The sequence below is a fragment of the Comamonas thiooxydans genome, from assembly GCF_002157685.2.
GTDB lineage: Bacteria > Pseudomonadota > Gammaproteobacteria > Burkholderiales > Burkholderiaceae_C > Comamonas > Comamonas testosteroni_H.
This window is the reverse complement of the sequence record NZ_AP026738.1, coordinates 4,575,008-4,594,232: the sequence shown is the minus strand read 5'-3', so window position 1 is coordinate 4,594,232 and position 19,225 is coordinate 4,575,008. Positions and strand designations below refer to the sequence as shown.

The window sequence follows — 19,225 nt, the reverse complement described above, 5'->3', positions numbered from 1 at the left end:
GCGGTCACAGCTTCGCTCCATCTCTGTCCATCTCTGCCGCCTGCCCTCCGGTCTCGCAGGGCTCGAATTTCTGGTTGATGCGAGCGCCGACCCTGGGGTCTGGCCTGCTTTCGAGCAGACCCAGGGCTCCTGCTATCAGGGCATGAGTTCCCTCAAGCAATTCTGCCTCCATCTCTGCCTCTTGCAGTTGCCCGTCCGCTTCGTCAAGCGGCTCCAGGCGGGCTGCGGCATACACCGTGTCGGCCGCAGAGATGCAAAAGAAGGTCACGGTGGAGAGCAGCCAGCGTGATTGTTCCTTGGTGATGCCGTAGGCCTGTGCAATATGGGCCTGATGGGCGCTGATCTTCTCCAGCATGGCCGGTGTGGCCGCCAGGCGGCGAATCACGAAGGGAGTGACGCCGGGGTGCGCTTTTACGAACTGTCGTGTGGACGCAGTGAACCCCATAAGGTATTGCTCCAGCCCGATCTGCTGAGGGCTTGTTGCCTGCGGCAACTCCCAGCGCTTGAAGATTTCCTCTGCAATCAGGTGCTTGAGTGCTTCCAGGCTTGGCACATGCTTGTAGAGCGCCATGTGGCTGACGCCCAGAGCAGCGGCAACGCCGACGAACGTGATGCCAGGAAGGCCGATGGAAATTCCGGCGTCTGCAATTTTCTCTCTGGTGATGGAGCGTGGTCTCCCACGAGTCGAGGGCTTGGATGTGTGGGGCATACGCTTGTTCTCAGTCTCTGGGCGAGATTGTCGGTGATTCACATCACTTGTCGTAGACCTATTGCTTGAATCGTTTTGAATTAGTTTATCATCATGCAACTAATTCTCGTAAAGCTTCTCGTTCGCATCTTTGTGAGAGATAGCCTTCTTCCATATCGAATGTCTACCTCTGAATCGCTTGCAGTTGCTGCCAGACCCGCGCAGCCGATTGCCCGGATATTCGCGCCTGTTCGCGGGCGCCTGATGCTTGCTGGCCTGAGCGCTGCGGTCGGCACCATGTTCACGCTGGTGCCACTGGCGGTCATCGCGCATATCGTCAAGCAAGCCATGCTTGATGACTTGGGAAGCATATGGGTCAGCATCGCTGTCGGAGTGCTGTGCATGTTTGTGGGCATGGGTTTGGTGATCGTCGCCGAGCTGATCGCGCATCTGGCAGACAACCGCCTCACTTACGATCTGCGCATTGCTGTAATCAAGCGGCTATCGCAAGTGCCTTTGGGCTGGTTTACTGCCCGCGCCTCGGGGGAGGTCAAGCAGGCACTGCAGGACGATATCGCGACGCTGCACAGCCTGACCGCGCATTTCTATACCGCCGTGGGGCGTGCGGCCGGGGCGATTGTGATTGCAGTGATTTATCTGTTTGTGCTGGATTGGCGCATGGCGATCTTTGCGCTTCTGCCATTTCCCGGGTTCTTCGTTTTTCTCAGGCGCGCAATGAAAGCCAGCAATGCGCACATGCAGGAGTTCGTTGCACGGCTGGGGCGGATCAACAGCGCTACGGTGGAGTTTGCGGGCGGGATTCCGGTCATCAAGGCCTTTGGTGGAGCGAGTCCGGTCCACGCCGGTTACAGAGATGCCGTGGATGGATTTGCCAGTGCCTTTACGGATTTCACTCGCCCGCTGGTGATCTCCATGGCTCGTGCGCATGCATTGATTGCGCCTGTGACCGTACTCGGTGTGGTGCTGGCTTCTGGCGCTGCGTTTGTCGCCATGGGCTGGATGCAGCCTCTTGATGTATTGCCGTTCGCACTCGTCGCGCCCGGTATTTGTGCACCGCTTTTGCTGTTGCATACCTTGTTGCATGACCTGCAGGGTGCAACCGGTGCGGCCCAGCGCGTGCTGGCATTGCTGGACACTCCGGTGCTGCCGCAACCGGCGCCGGGACAACCATCGCATCCAGAAGGCAATGCCGTGCGTTTCGAGCAAGTGGGCTATGCGTATGCGGCAGAGCATCAGGTGCTGTCCGGCATCAGCTTCGGCATGCAGCCCGGCACCGTCACGGCCGTGGTCGGCCCTTCGGGGTCCGGAAAATCCACGCTGGCACGTTTGCTGTTGCGGTTTTTCGATCCCGCGCAAGGGCGCATCACTCTGGGTGGAGTCGATTTGCGGCAGATCACCAGCGCAACCTTGTATCAACGCATTGGCTTTGTGCTGCAGGAAGTGCAGCTGATTCACGCCAGTGTGCGCGAGAACATTGCGCTGGCCCGTCCATCGGCCACCATGCAGGAAATCGAGGCCGCAGCCCGTGCAGCCCACATCCACGATCGCATTCTGGCGTTGCCGCGTGGCTACGAGTCCGTGGTGGGCGAAGATGCGCAGCTCTCCGGTGGTGAACGCCAGCGCCTGAGCATTGCCCGGGCAGTGCTGCTGAATCCGCCCATCCTCGTGCTGGATGAAGCTACCGCATCGGCAGACGTGGAAAGCGAAGCCTTCATTCAGGACGCACTTTCGCGCTTTGCACGCGGACGCACCTTGCTGGTGATTGCACATCGGCTCGACACCATCGTGCATGCGGATCACATTCTGGTGCTGCGCGATGGAGAGATTGCGCAGCAGGGCAGGCATGCGCAACTGCTGGCCGAAGACGGTCCCTATGCGCGGCTGTGGCAGCTTGGTGCTTATGCCGGCCCGATGCCAAAGGGTGAGCTGACATGCTGAAGACCTTTTTGAAGTTGCTGGGTGATGATGCACGCCTGCTGCGCCGCTACGCATGGCTGGCTGTGGCCTACGGTGTGCTGTGTGGTCTGACGATGGCGGCGCTGCAACCGTTGCTGACGCATTGGTTGCAAGGTGACTGGCGTGCAGCCATGGGCTGGCTATGCGTGCTGCTGCTGGGTGTGCTGCTGTCATGGATTGCCAGACGCGTAGTGGAGCAGGCGGGCATCCGTGTCGGCGTGGCGGTTCTGCAAAGCGGACGCCATCGCCTGGGCCGCCATATGGCGAGCCTGCCCATAGGCTGGTATACGCCGAAAAATACCGCGCGCATCGGCCATGTGGTGACGCAGGGGATGATGAGCATTGCGCAACTGCCAGCGCATGTTTTCACTCCACTCATCAGTGGTGCGGCCACGGCCTTGATCGTGCTGATTGCACTTCTGGTTGTGAATCCTGTGCTGGGGCTGACTGCGCTGATTGCGCTGCCATTGCTTGCAGGATCGTTCGCATTGACATCGTCCATGTCGGCGCGCGCCAATACCGCTTTCCAGCGTGACTTTGCCGAAGCCAGTCAGCGTGTGGTGGAGTTCGCACAGGCCCAATCCGTGCTGCGCGCGTTCAGCGGCGATGGCCGCAGCACGCGCTTTGTGGAGCAGGCTATCACCGAACAACGTCAATCCGGACTGCGGCTGGTGGTGTTGTCATCGCTGTCCTCCGTATTCTGCGTATGGACGGTGCAGCTGATCTTTGCCGTGCTGCTGGTGGTCGCGATATCCGGTTTGAACGCAGCATCCGGTGGCTCTTTGTCCACAGCGCAAATCATTGCCCTGACGGTTTCGTTATTGCTGGTGGTGCGTTTTATCGAACCCTTGCAGGAAATCGCCGGCTACGCAGAAGTGCTTAGAAGTGCAGGCTCGCAGCTGGAAGCTGTACAGGAGCTATTTGCCGTGCAGCCGTTGCCGCAAGCGAAGCAGGCAGCTCTTGTCGGCGATTCTTCCGTGGAGTTGCGTGATGTACGGTTTCAATATCCCGGGTCTGCAGATGAAGTGCTGAGCGGGGTGAGCTTGCATGTGCCGCCGCGCAGCATGACGGCGCTGATAGGAGCATCTGGTTCCGGCAAGTCCACGGTGATGCGATTGATCGCCCGTTTCTTCGATACCACGCAGGGCGAGGTCTTGATCGGAGGCGTGGATGTCCGTGACATTGGCGATGCGCAACTGGCCGGGCAAATCAGTCAGATCTTTCAGGATAGCTATCTGCTTTGCGGCAGCATTGCCGACAACATCCGCATTGGCAAATCGGACGCCAGCGATACGCAGGTTCTGCAAGCTGTGCAGCAGGCCGGACTTGATGAAGTCATTGCGCGATTGCCAGACGGGGTGCAGACGATGGTGGGCGAAAACGGCGCACGCCTTTCCGGGGGCGAACGCCAGCGCATAGCGATTGCCCGGGCCTTGATCAAGGAGTCTCCCATCTTGCTGGTGGACGAAGCCACTGCAGCGCTGGATGCGGAAAACCAATCCATCATCGCTCAAACACTTGCACGGCTGAAGGGGCAGCGCACGCTCATCGTGATCGCACATCAGCTTTCCACCATTGCCATGGCCGATCAGATTGTGGTGCTGGAAGACGGCGGCGTGGTAGAGAACGGATCACCGGTGCAGTTAAAGGCAAGCCAGGGTCGCTATGCCCAATTTCTTGCGCAGAGCCGCGCTGCGAAGGGCTGGCGCATGGATGCAGTGCAAATGTCCGGGGATGCCGTGTGATGCGCAAGCGTTGGTTGCTGGTGTTTGCTGTGCTGTGCGTGGTGTCCGTGCTGCTGGGGGCGCGGCAGATGGTGTGGTCGGATCTGCTTTCATTCTCTGGCGATGCCTGGCTCACCCTGACTGCAAGCCGCTTGCCACGTTTGGCGGCGCTGGTGCTTACGGGGGCGGGTCTGTCGGTGTGCGGCGTGATCCTGCAGCATATCGTGCGCAACAAGTTTGTAGAGCCGGGCACCACAGGAGGGCTGGATGCGGCCAAGCTCGGTATCTTGGTGGCGCTTACCGTGATGCCTGCTGCGGGAACCCTGAGCCGGATGCTGTTTGCGCTGGTGTTCTGCCTGATGGCAAGTCTGCTGTTCATCGCCGTGATCCGGCGCATCCAGTTTCGCAATCTGGTGCTGGTGCCCGTTGTCGGTCTGATGTACGGCAGCGTGCTCACTTCCATTGCCGAGTTCTATGCATACAGCCACAACATCCTGCAAAGCATGCAGGGCTGGTTGCTGGGTGACTTTTCCCGCGTGGTGCAAGGCCATTACGAGATTCTCTACATCATTTTGCCGGTGGTGATGCTGGCCTATCTGTATGCGCACCGCTTCACTGTGCTGGGCATGGGCGAAGACATGGCCACGAGTCTGGGCCTGGGTTATGCCGCCACGGCCATCATCGGTTTGGTGCTGGTGGCATTGACGGTTTCTGCCACGGTGATTGCCGTGGGGGCGATTCCTTTTGTGGGCCTTGTCGTGCCACAGCTTGTTGCCATGCGTTGTGGTGAGAACTTGCGACGCACATTGCCCTTGGTGGCTTTGGGAGGTGCATCCCTGCTGCTGGCCTGCGACATCGCAGGCCGCCTGGTGATGTATCCGTTCGAGGTGCCTATCGGCCTTACTGCCGGTGCGGTGGGCGGTGTGATGTTCCTGGCGCTGATTGTGCGGGGACTTCGCTGATGCGCATGTCGTTGACCAAGACCTGCTGGCTCGCAGCACTGTCGATTGCACTCCTGGCGCTTGCTTTTGTGCTGCTGGGCTCCGGACTGGATACGGATTATGTGATCCCCAAGCGCCTTGTACGCCTTGCGTCGATTGTCATTGGCGGCATCTGCGTGGCAGTGTCGGCCATAGTGTTTCAGGCGCTGGTGAACAACCGCATTCTGACGCCCTCCATCATGGGTTACGAGGCCGTGTATCTGCTGTGGCAGGCCATGCTGCTGTTGCTGCTGGGTACACATGGCTTGAGCATGCTTGGCGTACACGGGAATTTCCTCGTCTCCGTGCTGCTGATGCTGACCTATTCATGGGCACTGCAGTGGTGGCTGTTGCGCCGCGGCCGCAATGATGTCTATGTGCTGCTGCTGCTCGGTCTGGTGCTGACCATGGTGATCGGCACGTTCACCCAGTTTGTGCAACTGCGCATCAGCCCCGGCGAGTTTGCAGTGTTTCAGGGCGTGAGCTACACATCCTTCAATCGTGCCAAACCAGCGACTTTGCTCTATGCCGCCATTGCGGTGGCGGTTGCCTGTGCCGTGGTCCGCAAGACGCTGGCGGTGCTGGATGTGCTGGCTCTGGGGCGTGAGCAGGCCATTTCCCTGGGCGTGCCGCATGGCCGGTATTTGCAGCTCTACCTGGCGCTGATCGCCATTCTGGTGGCGCTCTCCACCAGTCTTGTGGGGCCTACGGCCTTCATGGGCATCTTTGTGGCCAACATCGTCTACGCCCTGGTGCCGCATGCACGTCACCGCGTCACGCTGCCGCTGGGGTGTGCGGTTGCCATTGCCATTTTTCTTGCCGCTCAACTGCTGGTCGAGCATGTTTTCAACTACAAGACCACCGTCAGCATTCTGGTGAATCTGGTGTGCGGTGTGTATTTCCTGGCACTGATTGTGCGCAAGCGGGGTGCAGCATGATGGGTGTCCACCATCTTTCCAAACAATATGGCGCCAGGGCGGTGTTGTCAGACGTGAGCGTGGAGTTTCCGGCTCAGCGCGTCACATCGCTGATCGGACCCAATGGTGCGGGCAAGTCCACGCTGCTCATGCTGATGGCGCGCTTGCTGGAGCCCAGCAGCGGTGCGATTCAGTGGCAGGCACGTGACGTCAGCCGAATTCCCGTTGCCGAATACGCACGGCATGTTGCCACGCTGCGCCAGGCCCCCGGCTTCAATATGCGCCTGACGGTGGAAGAACTGGTCGCTTTTGGACGTTTCCCGCATAGCCGTGGCGCGCTGACTGTGGAGGATCGCCGAGCCGTGGATGAGGCGATCGCCTTTCTGTCTTTGGAGTCGCTGCGTCACGCTTTCATCGATGAGATCAGTGGCGGTCAGCGGCAGATGGCATTTCTCGCAATGACGATTGCGCAGCAGACAGATGTGCTGCTGCTTGACGAGCCACTCAACAACCTCGACATGAGGCATGCCGTACAGATCATGCGCGCGCTGCGTCGCCTCTGTGACGAACAGGGCCGCACCGTGATTCTGGTGATTCACGACATCAACTTTGCGGTCAATTACTCGGACCACATAGTCGCTCTCAAGAACGGAGCCCTGCGCTTTTGCGGCCCCGCTCAGGACGTGGTGACCGAGACGCGCATGGCCGATCTGTACGAGCTGGATTTCGAGATCACGCGCAATCCGCGTGGCTGTTTCTGCAATTACTTCACATCCAGGGAAGATCACTCATGAATTTGTTGCGCAGGCAACTCCTGCTCTCTGTTGGCGGCATGGCGGCTTTGTCCTCCGTGCCAGGCATGGCTCACGCCTATGAACCTGTTTCCATCCGTCACAAACTGGGTACCACGCTTATCAAGCGTCTGCCGCAGCGTGTGGCGGCGCTGGAAATGAACGAGGTGGACTTCCTGGATCAGCTTGGCGTGCCTGTTGCGGGAATGGTGAAGGACTACGTTCCCCATTTCCTCGCCAAGTACAAGGGCGACGCCAAGGTGCAGGATCTCGGCGCCATCGTACAGCCCAACCTGGAGCGTGTGCATGCGCTGCGACCGGATCTCATCCTGATGACATCGCTGCAGGCCGGCAAATACGAGGAGCTGGCTGAAATTGCCCCCGCCTTGTACTACGAGGTGGACTTCAAGAACAGCGAGAAGGGACATATCGAAGTCGTCAAGAGTCATCTGCTGACCCTGGGCCGCATATTCAACAAGGAAGGGCTTGCCAGCGCCAAGGCTGCAGAGCTGGATGCACAGGTTCAGCAGGTGCGGCGCATCACGCAAGGTCGGCCGGAGCGGGCCATGATCGTGCTGCACAACAACGGAGCTTTCAGCTCCTTCGGTCTGCAGTCGCGTTATGGCTTTGTGTTCAGCGCGCTGGGCGTGAAGCCCGCAAGCTCTGCGCTGGAAACCAGTCTGCATGGGCAACCCATCTCCAGCGAATTCATCCAGCAGGCCGATCCGGAGATCCTCTATGTGGTGGATCGCACCGCGGTGATGGAGCGCCGCCCCGTCATCAATGCCGATGGCATTGCCAATCCCTTGCTGCGCCAGACCAAGGCCTGGAAGAACGGACGCGTGGTGTTTGTCGATGCAGATGCCTGGTACACCACGGGCGCCAGCCCAGGCTCACTGAAGCTGTTGTTCAGCGATGTGCTCAAGGGCTACTCGCGCTGATTGCTTCTCTCTTTGTCATAGCCAGGTTCATACCCAGCCAGCAGTTCTATTCAGCATGCGATGCACAAGCGCCATGCATATATCGACAGGAATCGGGTATGCCCAAGAACCCAGGCCTCATTTCACAAAACTCTCTGAAGACTCCTCCATTTGTGCGCCGGCACAGCGTGGTGTGCCCCCATGTGCTGCTGGGACTGGCCATGGGCAGTCTGCTGGCGGGAACGGCGCATTCCCAAGTGCAGACCAGCGAGGCCGAGGCCACGCTGCCACAGGTCATCGTGCAAGAAAAAATCGCTCCCGTCACCGCTCCCTATGCGGGTGGCCAGGTCAATTCCGGCGGTCGTGTCGGCCTGTTGGGCGACAAGGACTTCATGGAGACGCCCTTCAACACGATCAGCTATACCGAGAAGTTCACGCAGGATCGTCAGGCGCAGACCATTACCGATGTGATCTCTGCCACCGATCCCACGGTGTTCAGCAATGGGGTTGCAGCGTCATGGAGCGAGAATTATTCGATTCGCGGCTTCTCTTCCGGCAGCTCCGACATGACGCTGGGCGGTCTCTATGGCATGGCACCGTACTATCGCACCACGCCGGAGATGTTCGAGCGCATCGAAGTCCTCAAAGGACCGTCCGCATTGCTCAATGGCATGCCCCCTGGAGGATCAGTAGGCGGCTCCGTCAACCTGGTTCCCAAACGCGCTGCCAGCGATCCCATCACGCGGCTGACCACCACCTATATGTCGGATTCGCAGTTTGGCGGCCATATTGATCTGGGACGCAGGTTTGGCGCGGACAAGCAGTTTGGCATCCGCTTCAATGGTGTTTACCGTGGAGGTGAAGGGGCGGTAAACCAGCAGGACAAGAAATCCAGGCTTGCATCGCTGGGCCTTGACTGGCGCGGCGACCGAGTCCGGATCTCCGCCGACTTCTACTCCAGCGATGACCGCGTGAACGGCGTGACACGCGGCATCAGTCTGGCTCCGGGTGTGGCCATTCCCAGGCCGCCCAAGCCTGAGACCTTGCTGAACCCCAACTGGTCACATGTGCACAACCAGGACAAGGCTGCGATGGTGCGCGGTGAATTCGATGTGAACGATCAGGTAATGGCCTACGCGGCCTTCGGCGTCAGCAAAACCGACTATCAATACAACGGTGCGATGTCGGCTCAGGTGCTCAACGCTGCGGGCGATTTCAAGACAGCGATGGGACAACTGGCCTTCGAGCAGAAAAAGCGTTCGGCTGAAATGGGTCTCAAGGGAAGGCTCCAAACCGGAGCCATCAAGCATCAATGGGCGCTCAATGCAACGCACTATGCTCACAAGCAGGACGACTATGGTCGCCGCAGCGTGCCGGGCGCAGACTGGACCACCAACCTCTACAACCCGGTCTGGGGACCGGAAGCGCCCTTTGTTGCGCCGCATATCTCGCACACCGAGGTGCGCCTGACCAGCTATGGCCTGGCGGACACCATGTCATTTGCCGAAGATCGCGTGCAGCTCACTCTGGGTGTGCGCCGCCAGCAAGTAGTCAGCGACGCCTTCAACATCGGAACCGGTGCGCGCACCTCGCGCTATGACCAGAGTGCGACATCGCCTGCTGCAGCATTGCTGTTCAGGGCGACAGAGCATGTTTCGGCCTATGCCAATTACATTGAAGGCCTGAGCCAGGGCGCAACCGCTCCAATGACTGCCGCGAATGCGGGCGAAGTATTTGCGCCTTACAAGACCAAGCAGAAAGAAGTGGGTGTCAAACTTGATCTTGGGGAATTCGCGCACACGCTCAGTCTGTTCGAGATCACACGCCCCAGCAGCTATACGGACCCGGTCACCAATATCTTCTCGTTCGGCGGAGAGCAGCGCAATCGCGGCATCGAATGGGGTTTCTGGGGATCACCGCTGCGTGGCGTGCGCATGATGGGCGGGATTGCCTATACCGCCCCCAAGCTGACGCAGACCGCAGGCGGCGTCAATCAGGGCAAAGTCGCCACGGGTGTGCCCAAGCTGCAAGGAAAATTGGGTGCTGAATGGGATATTCCTGCCATTCCCGGGCTGACTGTTACGGGTAATGCAACGGCGGTGTCCAAGCAATATATCAGCGCGGACAACAGCCTTTGGGCGGCAGGTCGTGTGACCTACGACCTCGGTGCACGCTATGCAACCAAGGTTGCAGGCAACCCTGTCACGTTTCGCGCGACGCTGCTGAACGTTTCCAACAAGGCCTATTGGGGCATGCCGCTGCTGTCCAGCTTGGCACTGGGGGCACCACGCACGTTGGCGCTGTCGGCAACGGTTGACTTCTGACGCGGGTGTGCTGAAGTTTGCAGCCGGTCTCTGGTCTCCAGGTCGACGACGCTCTTGCTAATTCCGAGCAGATATGGATCCGAGATCCTTTGACGGCGGCTGCGCAGTTGATGCATCTGCGCGGCTGCTTTGCATGGCTGCTATGACTCTTGGCCGGACCGGGTCTGGCTTGCGGAGGGCTGTGGGGCTTTTCTATAGTTGAGAATGGGTATCATTTATGTAGAATCGTTGCATTTCCAATGCACGAGAGACTTCGGTGCCTACCCACGCCAATAGCATCGCCAGTGAAGCACTTGGCAGCATGTACACACTGCACAACCGCTGGCTGGTCTCCTGGCTGCAGCGCAAGCTTGGTAACCGTTGTGATGCGGCAGACATTGCGCAGGACACATTCACGCGCATTTGGACAACTGCCAGAACGCAAGCAATCGAAGACATCAGAGAGCCCAGGGCTTATCTGACAATCGTCGCCAGGCGATTGATGATCAATCACCTGGAACGGCGCTCGCTCGAACAGGCATATCTTGCCTCCTTGCAGCTATTGCCTGAAGCCACCGCGCTCTCCGCAGAGGCCCGAGCCATCTTGCTGGAGACCCTGGAGGAACTGGATGCATTGCTGGGAGAGCTTCCAACGAAAGTTCGCACTGCATTCCTGCTTTCACAGCTCGAAGGGCTTGCTTATGAGGAGATCGCCACGCAGATGCAAGTAAGCGTGCGTACGGTCACCCGCTATATGGCGCAGGGCTTCCGGCAATGCCTGCGCGTGATGCTGGACGCCTGAAATGAGTGCCATCGATGCAAGCATTCTCGATGAGGCCGCTCAATGGCTGGCTCGTCGGCACGCATCGGATTTCAGCGAGGCAGAGCAGGCCGAGCTTGCTCGATGGCGCAGCCTCAGTGCAACCCACGAGGAAATCTGGCAACGCATAGAGCAACTGAAATTCCGAATGGATAGTGTTCCCTCGGCAGTTGGCATGGCTGTTCTGGATCGTCCACGTGCTGCAGGAAATCGCCGGCAGATTCTGCGTGCATCGGCACTCGCTCTGGCAACTCCAATGCTTGGCTGGTTCTCCTACCGCTATCTGCCATGGCACATCTGGAATGCGGACTTCAGAACAGCAACAGGCGAAAGACGCGAACTGACATTGGCTGACAACAGTCAGGTGTTGTTGAATACGGCTTCTGCAATAAGCGTTCAGTTCGATGGCAAGGAACGTCTGATCCAGCATCTTGCAGGTGAGATTCTGGTGGAAACTGCACACCTCAGCGAATACAAGACCTTGCCCTTTGTTGTCCAGACTGCCGATGGACGGCTGCAGGCACTGGGCACCAAATTCATCGTTCGAAAGCATGCACGGAGCACGACGCTGTCGGTGCTGCAAGGCGCGGTGCAGGTAATGCCTGCGCATTCCAGGCAATCCCTTGTCGTGCAGGCTGGCGAGCAAGTGAACTTCGATGCGCACAAGGCGGGGGCCTTCACCTCGCTGCCATCCCACGCCGATGCCTGGACTCGGGGTGTGCTGTATGCCGAGAACATGCGCTTGGCTGACTTCCTGGAGGAGTTGCAGCGCTATCGCGAAGGAATCCTGCGCTGCGATCCAAGTGCTGCTGAGCTGCTCGTGTCCGGCACGTTCCATTTGCGCGACACAGATCGTATTCTCGAGCTGCTGGCTCGGACCTTGCCAATCCATAGGCAGCAACGCACCCGTTACTGGATAACCGTCACGCGTTCCTGAGGTTTCTCGGGATCAGGTTCTCGCGTGCTGCCCTCCGAAATTCAGGCCGGAGCGATGATTCTTTGAAATCGCTGTCCTGTTTTTCAATCTCGCCTGTCAAGTGCATCAAGACCCGTTTATTGACAGCCAGGAGGATTGAGCAGATGCCCGAAAAGTACGTCCGGAAACTCAACAGGAACGCCAATGCGATGCGACTGCGCCCGGTCGCAACGGCAGTCAGAGGGATTTTTGTCGCCATCGTCGGCACGGCCGCTATCGGTTTGCACATACCAGAGGCTTTTGCTGCAGATCCGGTTACCAGTCCTGCGCAGAAGTCCTATCAGGTGGCCGCTGGCCCAATGGGCCCCGCGCTGATGGACTTTGCGGCTCAGGCGGGCATCAATCTCAGCATGGATCTGAGCAAGCTCAAGGACAAGCGTACTCCTGGCCTGTCTGGGTTCCACACCGTCGATGGCGGTTTTGCACATTTGCTGGAAAGCTCGGGACTGAGTGCACGTCGTCTAAGTGAAGGCAACTATGCACTGGAAGTCCCGGGGACCACCAAGGCATCCATCGAACAAAAGAGCAGTGCTTCCGCGCCCGCCAGCGACCAGGGCTCTCCGGAGCTTGCCGCCGTTACGGTGACGGCACGTACCCAGAATAATCTCGTTGCGCCGTCCCGGCAGGTCAGTATTCTCGAAGCTGAAGAAGTTCAGCAACTCCGGCAAGGCTCCGACAGTCTGGCAACCATGCTCAGCAAAGTCGTCCCGGGGATGGCAGATTCCAGCCACACAATCACCGACTATGGGCAGACTCTGCGCGGCCGGAACATGCTTATCCTGGTGGACGGGGTTCCACTGAACACCAATCGCGACTCATCCAGAAACCTCGCCAACATCAATCCTGCAGACATCGAACAGATTGAGGTGCTTCGCGGCAGCAGTGCCATCTACGGCAGCGGCGCAGCTGGCGGCATCATCTCTGTGCGTACCAAACGCCCCTCGGGTGAGACCAAAGCAGAGACCATCGTGACGGGATCTGCACCGCTGTCCCAACTCAGAGGCGCCGGACTTGGAGCCGAAGTCCAGCACTATCTTTCTGGCGGCGGCGATGTGGTCGACTATTCCGTCAGCCTGGGTGCCAAGCATGTCGGAGGCTCTTTCGATGCCAAGGGGAACCGCATTGCACCAGAGCCCAGTCAGGGAGACCTGTTCGACTCCAATATCTACAACGCGTCGGCCAAGATCGGCTTCAAGCTGGACGCAAATCAACGGCTTCAATTCTCCGCGAGCCACTACAACGCCAGCCAGGACACCGACTATGCATCCGATCCGTCAGTGGCCCGCTTGCCCGCAGGTACGGCTGCCGCCAGGCCTATCAAGGGCTTGGTACTTGCAGATCAAAACCAGATCAAGAACACCATGCTGGGTCTTGACTATGAGAACCGCGATCTCGCAGGCAGCGCCGTGGCGGCTCAACTCTATTACCGGGATTTTTATACGCGCTTTGCGCCCTTCGATGCACGGGCCGTTCCTGTGCGAGGCGCCAACGTCGATCAGTCCATGCAGAACTCCGATGTGTTCGGTGGTCGCCTGACCATCAAAACACCTCTCGGACAAGAGAAGAACACCTTGCTGATCTGGGGGGCAGACTTCAATCACGAGCGCACCGACATGCCGATCGATATCTTTGATCCCAAGGCCTATGACGCCAGTGGAGGTCTGGTGTTCAACAAGATTGGCCGCTTGATCTATATGCCTCAGGTCACGACCCGAAGCATTGGCGCCTTTGCCCAGTTGCAACACAAATTCAACGATCAATGGTCTGTGGAAGGAGGAGCGCGCTACGACCGAGCTCAGGCCAGCTTCAACGACTTCACCCCTTTGTCGCAATCGAGATTGCCCAGCCCCCAGTCCGTGGCTGGCGGGACTGTTAAATACGGCTCATGGACTTACAACCTGGGCACGGTCTTTGCGCCTACCAAGGGACACGAGTTCTATGCGTCCTACAGCCAGGGCTTTGAGCTACCGGATATCGGGGTCGTGGTACGCAATGCCACAGCGGGCTTCAACATCGGCAATTCCAACCTGCAGGCCGTCAAAACAGATACCGTAGAAGTCGGTTGGCGCGGCAAGTTTTCCAATGTCATTGCCAACCTGGGAGCCTTTCAATCGAGCTCCGACCTCGGTGCGGTGCAGAGCTTCAACAACGGGCTCACGCTGCTGCGAACCAAAGAAAAAATCCGGGGGATCGAAGGTGGCCTTGATTACTTCAGCGACGATGACCGCTGGAGCGGCGGTGGGAGCTTTACCTGGATGAAAGGGCGTGAACTTCCGCAGGGCTCAAGCCTTTATCAGGACATGACGGGCTATCGTATTCCGCCCCTCAAACTGACTGCATATGTGGAATACCGTCCCAGTGCCAGCTGGAGCCACCGCATCCAGGCAAGCGCATATGCCTCCAAGGATTACCGCCTGGATGGCAAGACCAGCTTTGGGCGCCACGACACCAGGGGCTACACCACGGTGGACTTGATCAGCCAATGGAAAATCGATTCCAAGAACCGCGTATCGCTCGGTGTGGAAAACCTGCTCAACCGCAACTACTTCCCGCTATACAGCCAGCTGCTTCGCAATAACAACAACACCAGCCGCCTCCCCGCAGCGGGCACAGTGTTGCGAGTCAGCTATGCACACACTTGGTAGGTGCAGGTCATACAGGCCGGTCGACGAATGGCGGTGCTTTGCGACAGCAGCGCCTGATCTGGTTGAGCTGTCTCGACGTCGGGGCACTGCGGCGACTGCTTGCCGTTTTTTGTCAGCGCTCCCCGAGAATCTGCTGCCTTTAGCTGACTTCCTGCGTCCGGTAAGGAATGACAGCCATCGGCAGCCCATGGTCGACTGGAAAAAAGATGCAGCGATATGAGGCGCCTGGACGAGTCTGTTTCCGGGGGCTGAGTTGTGTTTACGACGTTGCCGATCTGGAATATTGATTGGTCAGGTCCAAAGGGCGGCAGTTTCGACTGCGGCCCTTTTGGCAGGCCGGCCTGGCTTGTTGACTTGGCTCAATATGAGCCGGAGCAAAGCCCGGCACAGTGTGGCGCATATGTTCACCATGCCCTCCATGTCGCAAATCGCTTCCACGTTTGGGCAGCCTGAGAGCTTTGCTCCAGGCTCTTGGCTCAGGCAACGTCGCCACCCCCTCGATTCGGTGCTGTATCTGGAAAGCGGCAGCGTGATGCTCGGGGTCGGGCAGGATTCGGCCATGCGCCATCAGCTGGGGCAGGTGGACGGGCCGACCTGGCTGGATGCCGCTTTTGCGCTGCAAGAGCGTCCTTCCTGCCTCGATATGCAGGCGCAGACGGCTGGGCGCATCTACATCATTCCTTTGGCGCGCTTTCTGAGCTCTGTGGCGGAGCTTGCACCCGCCGTGCAGCACTTGCTCAAAGATCTGGCCAGGGCCTATTGCTCGCAGACCGAGCTGGCGGTCAGTCGCCTGGCTCAGGACGCCGAAGCGCGCTGTGCCCAGTGGCTGCTGAACCATGCGAGCCCGGGAGGAAATGGCAATGCCCTGCATGTCACCCTCAAGGCACGCAAACGCCTGATTGCAGCGCAACTGGGTATTGCGCCGGAAACATTCTCGCGCGTGCTCCGGCAGTTGCGAGAGCATGGGCTGATTGCCGGGCGAGGCAATGTCATTGAATTACCCAAGCCCGGCGCACTGGAGGTGCTGGCGCTGGGGTAAATACCGGGCCGGGTTGCAGGCCATGCAGCGCTTGGCTTCTGCTCTGAGCAGGAGCTTACGGCGTAGCATTTATCGACAATCTCCGGGGTTTCCTCTCGTTGGGTTGCAGACATCGGCTCTCTATATTGAGGCCCATGTCAGATGCTGTCTTCTCCCTGCAAGCAGAGCCGCCATGGGTTGCGCCGTCGCAGCCGGAGGAGGTTGCTGCCGCGACACAGTCTGGGCGGATACGCAGAGGCCCAGGCCCCATGCTGCGCAGCATGGTGCTTGTTGCCATGATTGCAGTGCTGCTGGCTGGAGCTGGCGCTGCGGGCTGGGTGGCTTACTCCCTGCGCCGGGCGGTCATGGACGGAGCGTTGCCGGCGCAGACCAAGGCGCTGGAATACGCGGCCCGTTCGCTGGCCTTCAGAGTCGAGCAGCAGCAAAAGCCCCTGCATAGTCTGTCTTTTGTGCTGGCGGGCCATATGCGTGATTCTCAGGAGTCACTGGAGGCCATGCTCAAGCAACCCACATCCATGGCACAGCAGTATGAGCAACTTCAACTGGCCGATGGAAAAGGGCAGTTGCTGGTCAATCTGCATCAGGAGCAGGCGCTGGCCGCAGAACAGCTTGAAGAGCCGCTGCGTGAAGTGCTCAAGCGCTCGTTGGCAGAGGGCAAGCCGGTCACCCAAGCCTGGGTGCGTCCCGGTGAGGCAGGCCTGCAGCTGGAGTTTCAGAATGTCGTGCCGGTGCGTGATCTGCAAGGCAAGTTGGAGGGCGTTCTTGGCGGCAGCTACCGGACGCCTTTGTCGGTATTGTTTTCGCTGGAAGTTGCCTCAGCCGAAGCGGGTAGCCAGCTGCTGCTGATCGACCGTGACCTGCGTCCGCTGGCTCTCAGCAGCAAAGGGCAGTGGCAATTGCCCCCTGCCTTGGGCGATGCTGCGCTACCTCGCGGGCTGGATCAAGCTTGGCTCAAGACGGCCCAGACCGGTGCGGTCAGTGAGCAGAGAAATAACCAACTCTGGAGCGCCATGCCGCTGCCTTGGGCGCAATGGACTCTGCTGAAGGTCAGCAACGTTCAGGAATGGGTGCCGGGAGTCTCGGTCAAGATGATGGGCTGGCTGGCTACGGCCCTGCTGCTACTGGCTGGACTGCTGGGCGCGGTGCTTTGCCTGATCGCCTATCCGCTGACGGCCTTGTTCCGTTCGGCGGAGCAGGCTTCTCGACGTGGGCTGATGCTGGAAGTGGATTTGGCCAGCCGGGGGGGCAACTGGTGGCATGGCCTGTCCGATCATGACTGGGGAGAGGCTCAGACCCTGCGCACTGCCTTGCAGGCCCTGGGCGGTGGATATGAGGCGCATGGCGAGCTGGAGCGTGATTTGCAGATGCAGTTGCAGACCTTGATGGACTATGCCCCCGTAGGTTTGATCGTGACGCATGGCTCAAAGGTGCAGCGTGTGGGTATGCAGGCAGCCAGAGTACTTGGCTATCAGCCTCAGGAAATGCAGGGCCTGGCTGTGCGTGATTTGTGTGCCAGCGATGCCGACCATGAGGATCTGATGGGGCGGGTCCGGCGGGCTCTGGATACTTATGGACAATTTGATAGCGAAGTCTGCTTGGTACGCAAGGATGCAAGGCCGATATGGGTGCGAATTCACGGTCAGAGCATGCAGCGCATGCACAGGGCCTGGGAGCAGTCGGGCAAGGCGCTGGATGGTCAATACCTGGTCTGGGAGCTGGAGGACGTGACCACGCAGCGGCAGTTGCGCGAGCAATCGAGCTGGAAAGCCATGCACGATCCCTTGACCCGTTTGCCCAACCGAACGGCGTTTGCTCTGCGGCTCAAGGAATGGCTGCGCGAATATACGACTCCCGACTATCTGGAGAGCCTGGGAGGCGCGAATGTGATCGCCCGTTCGCAGAGCGAGCCCAAGGCGCATGGCATCGTGCTGTATGTGGACCTGGACCACTTCTCTCAGGTCAATCGCCAGGGGGGGCGTGAAGTGGGTGACGAGGTGCTCGGCCATATCGCCCGGTTGATCGAATCAACGGTACGCCCTCATGGCTGGGTGGCCAGGGTTGGGGGCGATGAATTTGCCATTCTCATGGCCGGAATCAGCCGTGAGGAAGGAATGCGCCATGCGCAACTGCTGTGCATGGCCATTCAGGACTGGGAGGGCTCCTACCAGGGGCAGCGCTATATGTTGAGTGCCAGCATCGGCATGTTGTTGCTGGATGCCAGCTACCACACGGCGGCCAGCGCCTTCAAGGGAGCCGATATGGCCTGCTACGCCGCCAAGCGCAAAGGGCGCAACCGTGTGGAAGTGATGACGGCGGCGGTCTGAGCCGGATTGCGCATGCTGAATTCAAGGCAGATATGACGGCCTAGAGGGCAATCCCTTGGCTGCTCAAAGGGGCTGACTGAGTTACGCTCTGCGGCTGCTTTGTATACAAAATGGATGAGGCTGGCCGTGCCAAAGCGCCCGGATGGCCGTGACCTATGCGTGACCAGACCTTGTTCGACAAGATAGATTTGCACCTGATCAGGGTGCTGCACACGGTGCTGACGGAGCGCAGCGTCTCCAGGGCAGCGCTGCGACTGGGCATGCACCAGCCGGCGGTGTCTGCAGCCCTGCGGCGTCTGCGCGAGCTCGCTGGCGACCCTTTGCTGGTGCGTTCCGGGGCACAGATGCAGCCTACCGATGTGGGGTTGCGCATGGTGCAACCCTCGGCAGACATTCTGCGTGCAGCCGAGGGGTTGTTCAGCGATGCACGGCAGTTTGACCCACGTACCTCGACTCGTACCTTCCGCATTGCGGCCAGCGACTATCTGGATCCCCAGTTCCTGCCGCGGCTGATGTCGGCCATGAAGGCGCAGGCCCCGCATTGCCCGGTGGACTTTCTGCCGCTGAGTGCCGAGGCGCATTACGAGGGGCAACTGGCCGATGGCGAGATCGACGTCGTCATCGGGAACTGGCCGCAGCCACCGGAAGGCCTGCACATGGCCAAGCTGTTCGAGGACGAGGTGGTCTGTCTGGTCAGTCCCAAGCATCCGGCAGTGCGCAGGGGTTGGGATGTACAGCAATGGCTGCAGGCCGAGCATATTGCGCCAACCCCGGCCTATCCCGGTGCCCTGGGCGTGATAGACGAACAGTTGGCGGGCATGGGTCTGAGTCGCCAGGTGGTGGCACGCTGCGCGCATTTCAGTCTGATTCCCGACATGGTGGCATCAAGCTTGCTTGTCATGACTTCGGGCCGATTGTTCTGCGAGCGTTTCAGCGAACGTCTGTCCCTGGCCATACTGCCTTGTCCTGTGGAATTCCCTCCGCTGGTCTATTACCAGCTCTGGCATGCGCGTTCGCATGCTGGTGCCGCCACACGCTGGCTGCGAGAGGTGGTTCGCAATGTTGCACTAACGCTGCGAAATCAATAGCTTGTATCGTATTCCTGTTCAGCGCATAGAGCC

At 59.4% G+C, this 19,225-nt stretch carries 14 protein-coding genes; 13 read left to right on the top strand and 1 reads right to left on the bottom strand.

Translation table 11 applies throughout. The features are described 5' to 3' along the window. Positions 1 to 4: 4 nt before the first annotated feature. Complete coding sequence (locus CTR2_RS21350) at positions 5 to 709, bottom strand: TetR/AcrR family transcriptional regulator (protein ID WP_254913230.1); 705 nt, start codon at positions 707 to 709, stop codon at positions 5 to 7. A 243-nt stretch (positions 710 to 952) separates the two neighbouring features. On the opposite strand from CTR2_RS21350, the gene CTR2_RS21345 reads away from it, so the two are divergent. The 13 genes from CTR2_RS21345 to CTR2_RS21285 all read left to right on the top strand — a co-directional run bounded on the left by CTR2_RS21345 (position 953) and on the right by CTR2_RS21285 (position 19,192). Then, positions 953 to 2,647, top strand: a complete 1,695-nt coding sequence (locus CTR2_RS21345) for an ABC transporter ATP-binding protein (RefSeq protein WP_217896247.1) — start codon at positions 953 to 955, stop codon at positions 2,645 to 2,647. Next, on the top strand, positions 2,641 to 4,410 hold the full coding sequence (locus CTR2_RS21340) for an ABC transporter ATP-binding protein (RefSeq protein ID WP_087081179.1): 1,770 nt from the start codon (positions 2,641 to 2,643) through the stop codon (positions 4,408 to 4,410). Before CTR2_RS21345 ends, CTR2_RS21340 begins: the two co-directional genes overlap by 7 nt. Then, positions 4,410 to 5,351 (top strand): ABC transporter permease, encoded by a 942-nt coding sequence (locus CTR2_RS21335; RefSeq protein WP_087081181.1) that lies wholly within the window; start codon positions 4,410 to 4,412, stop codon positions 5,349 to 5,351. The genes CTR2_RS21340 and CTR2_RS21335 overlap by 1 nt, the downstream gene beginning before the upstream one ends. Continuing rightward, positions 5,351 to 6,307 carry an iron chelate uptake ABC transporter family permease subunit gene (locus CTR2_RS21330; RefSeq protein ID WP_087081183.1) on the top strand — a complete coding sequence of 319 codons (957 nt, stop codon included), beginning with the start codon at positions 5,351 to 5,353 and terminating at the stop codon, positions 6,305 to 6,307. The genes CTR2_RS21335 and CTR2_RS21330 overlap by 1 nt, the downstream gene beginning before the upstream one ends. Next, positions 6,304 to 7,080 (top strand): iron ABC transporter ATP-binding protein, encoded by a 777-nt coding sequence (locus tag CTR2_RS21325; RefSeq protein WP_176391599.1) that lies wholly within the window; start codon positions 6,304 to 6,306, stop codon positions 7,078 to 7,080. The genes CTR2_RS21330 and CTR2_RS21325 overlap by 4 nt, the downstream gene beginning before the upstream one ends. Then, positions 7,077 to 8,018, top strand: coding sequence for a siderophore ABC transporter substrate-binding protein (locus CTR2_RS21320; protein ID WP_087081185.1), 942 nt, complete (start codon positions 7,077 to 7,079; stop codon positions 8,016 to 8,018). Before CTR2_RS21325 ends, CTR2_RS21320 begins: the two co-directional genes overlap by 4 nt. Positions 8,019 to 8,116: 98 nt before the next feature. After that, entirely contained in the window at positions 8,117 to 10,321 is a 2,205-nt protein-coding gene (locus CTR2_RS21315) for a TonB-dependent receptor (protein WP_087081188.1), read from the top strand. A 301-nt stretch (positions 10,322 to 10,622) separates the two neighbouring features. Further along, the gene (locus tag CTR2_RS21310) at positions 10,623 to 11,102 is read left to right on the top strand and encodes a sigma-70 family RNA polymerase sigma factor (RefSeq protein ID WP_087081190.1); all 480 of its coding nucleotides are present in this window, start codon (positions 10,623 to 10,625) and stop codon (positions 11,100 to 11,102) included. 1 nt (position 11,103) lies between these two features. After that, the gene (locus CTR2_RS21305) at positions 11,104 to 12,057 is read left to right on the top strand and encodes a FecR domain-containing protein (protein WP_087081192.1); all 954 of its coding nucleotides are present in this window, start codon (positions 11,104 to 11,106) and stop codon (positions 12,055 to 12,057) included. A gap of 188 nt (positions 12,058 to 12,245) precedes the next feature. Then, positions 12,246 to 14,741, top strand: coding sequence for a TonB-dependent receptor (locus tag CTR2_RS21300; protein ID WP_176391701.1), 2,496 nt, complete (start codon positions 12,246 to 12,248; stop codon positions 14,739 to 14,741). A 400-nt stretch (positions 14,742 to 15,141) separates the two neighbouring features. Beyond that, positions 15,142 to 15,780: a Crp/Fnr family transcriptional regulator gene (locus CTR2_RS21295; RefSeq protein ID WP_087081196.1), complete on the top strand. Its 639-nt coding sequence runs from the start codon at positions 15,142 to 15,144 to the stop codon at positions 15,778 to 15,780. 248 nt (positions 15,781 to 16,028) lie between these two features. Then, entirely contained in the window at positions 16,029 to 18,104 is a 2,076-nt protein-coding gene (locus CTR2_RS21290; RefSeq protein ID WP_087081198.1) for a sensor domain-containing diguanylate cyclase, read from the top strand. Between the two features lie 155 nt (positions 18,105 to 18,259). Next, on the top strand, positions 18,260 to 19,192 hold the full coding sequence (locus CTR2_RS21285) for a LysR family transcriptional regulator (protein WP_003067150.1): 933 nt from the start codon (positions 18,260 to 18,262) through the stop codon (positions 19,190 to 19,192). Positions 19,193 to 19,225 lie beyond the last annotated feature (33 nt).

What these genes read in the sequence shown, in the direction of transcription:
- CTR2_RS21345 (WP_217896247.1), top strand. Translation starts at nt 953, where the DNA reads ATGCTTGCTGGCCTGAGCGCTGCGGTCGGCACCATGTTCACGCTGGTG.
- CTR2_RS21320 (WP_087081185.1), top strand. Translation starts at nt 7,077, where the DNA reads ATGAATTTGTTGCGCAGGCAACTCCTGCTCTCTGTTGGCGGCATGGCG.
- CTR2_RS21335 (WP_087081181.1), top strand. Translation starts at nt 4,410, where the DNA reads ATGCGCAAGCGTTGGTTGCTGGTGTTTGCTGTGCTGTGCGTGGTGTCC.
- CTR2_RS21340 (WP_087081179.1), top strand. Translation starts at nt 2,641, where the DNA reads ATGCTGAAGACCTTTTTGAAGTTGCTGGGTGATGATGCACGCCTGCTG.
- CTR2_RS21330 (WP_087081183.1), top strand. Translation starts at nt 5,351, where the DNA reads ATGCGCATGTCGTTGACCAAGACCTGCTGGCTCGCAGCACTGTCGATT.
- CTR2_RS21290 (WP_087081198.1), top strand. Translation starts at nt 16,029, where the DNA reads ATGCTGCGCAGCATGGTGCTTGTTGCCATGATTGCAGTGCTGCTGGCT.
- CTR2_RS21300 (WP_176391701.1), top strand. Translation starts at nt 12,246, where the DNA reads ATGCGACTGCGCCCGGTCGCAACGGCAGTCAGAGGGATTTTTGTCGCC.
- CTR2_RS21350 (WP_254913230.1), bottom strand. Translation starts at nt 709, where the DNA reads ATGCCCCACACATCCAAGCCCTCGACTCGTGGGAGACCACGCTCCATC.
- CTR2_RS21285 (WP_003067150.1), top strand. Translation starts at nt 18,260, where the DNA reads ATGCGTGACCAGACCTTGTTCGACAAGATAGATTTGCACCTGATCAGG.
- CTR2_RS21325 (WP_176391599.1), top strand. Translation starts at nt 6,304, where the DNA reads ATGATGGGTGTCCACCATCTTTCCAAACAATATGGCGCCAGGGCGGTG.
- CTR2_RS21310 (WP_087081190.1), top strand. Translation starts at nt 10,623, where the DNA reads ATGTACACACTGCACAACCGCTGGCTGGTCTCCTGGCTGCAGCGCAAG.
- CTR2_RS21295 (WP_087081196.1), top strand. Translation starts at nt 15,142, where the DNA reads ATGTTCACCATGCCCTCCATGTCGCAAATCGCTTCCACGTTTGGGCAG.
- CTR2_RS21315 (WP_087081188.1), top strand. Translation starts at nt 8,117, where the DNA reads ATGCCCAAGAACCCAGGCCTCATTTCACAAAACTCTCTGAAGACTCCT.
- CTR2_RS21305 (WP_087081192.1), top strand. Translation starts at nt 11,104, where the DNA reads ATGAGTGCCATCGATGCAAGCATTCTCGATGAGGCCGCTCAATGGCTG.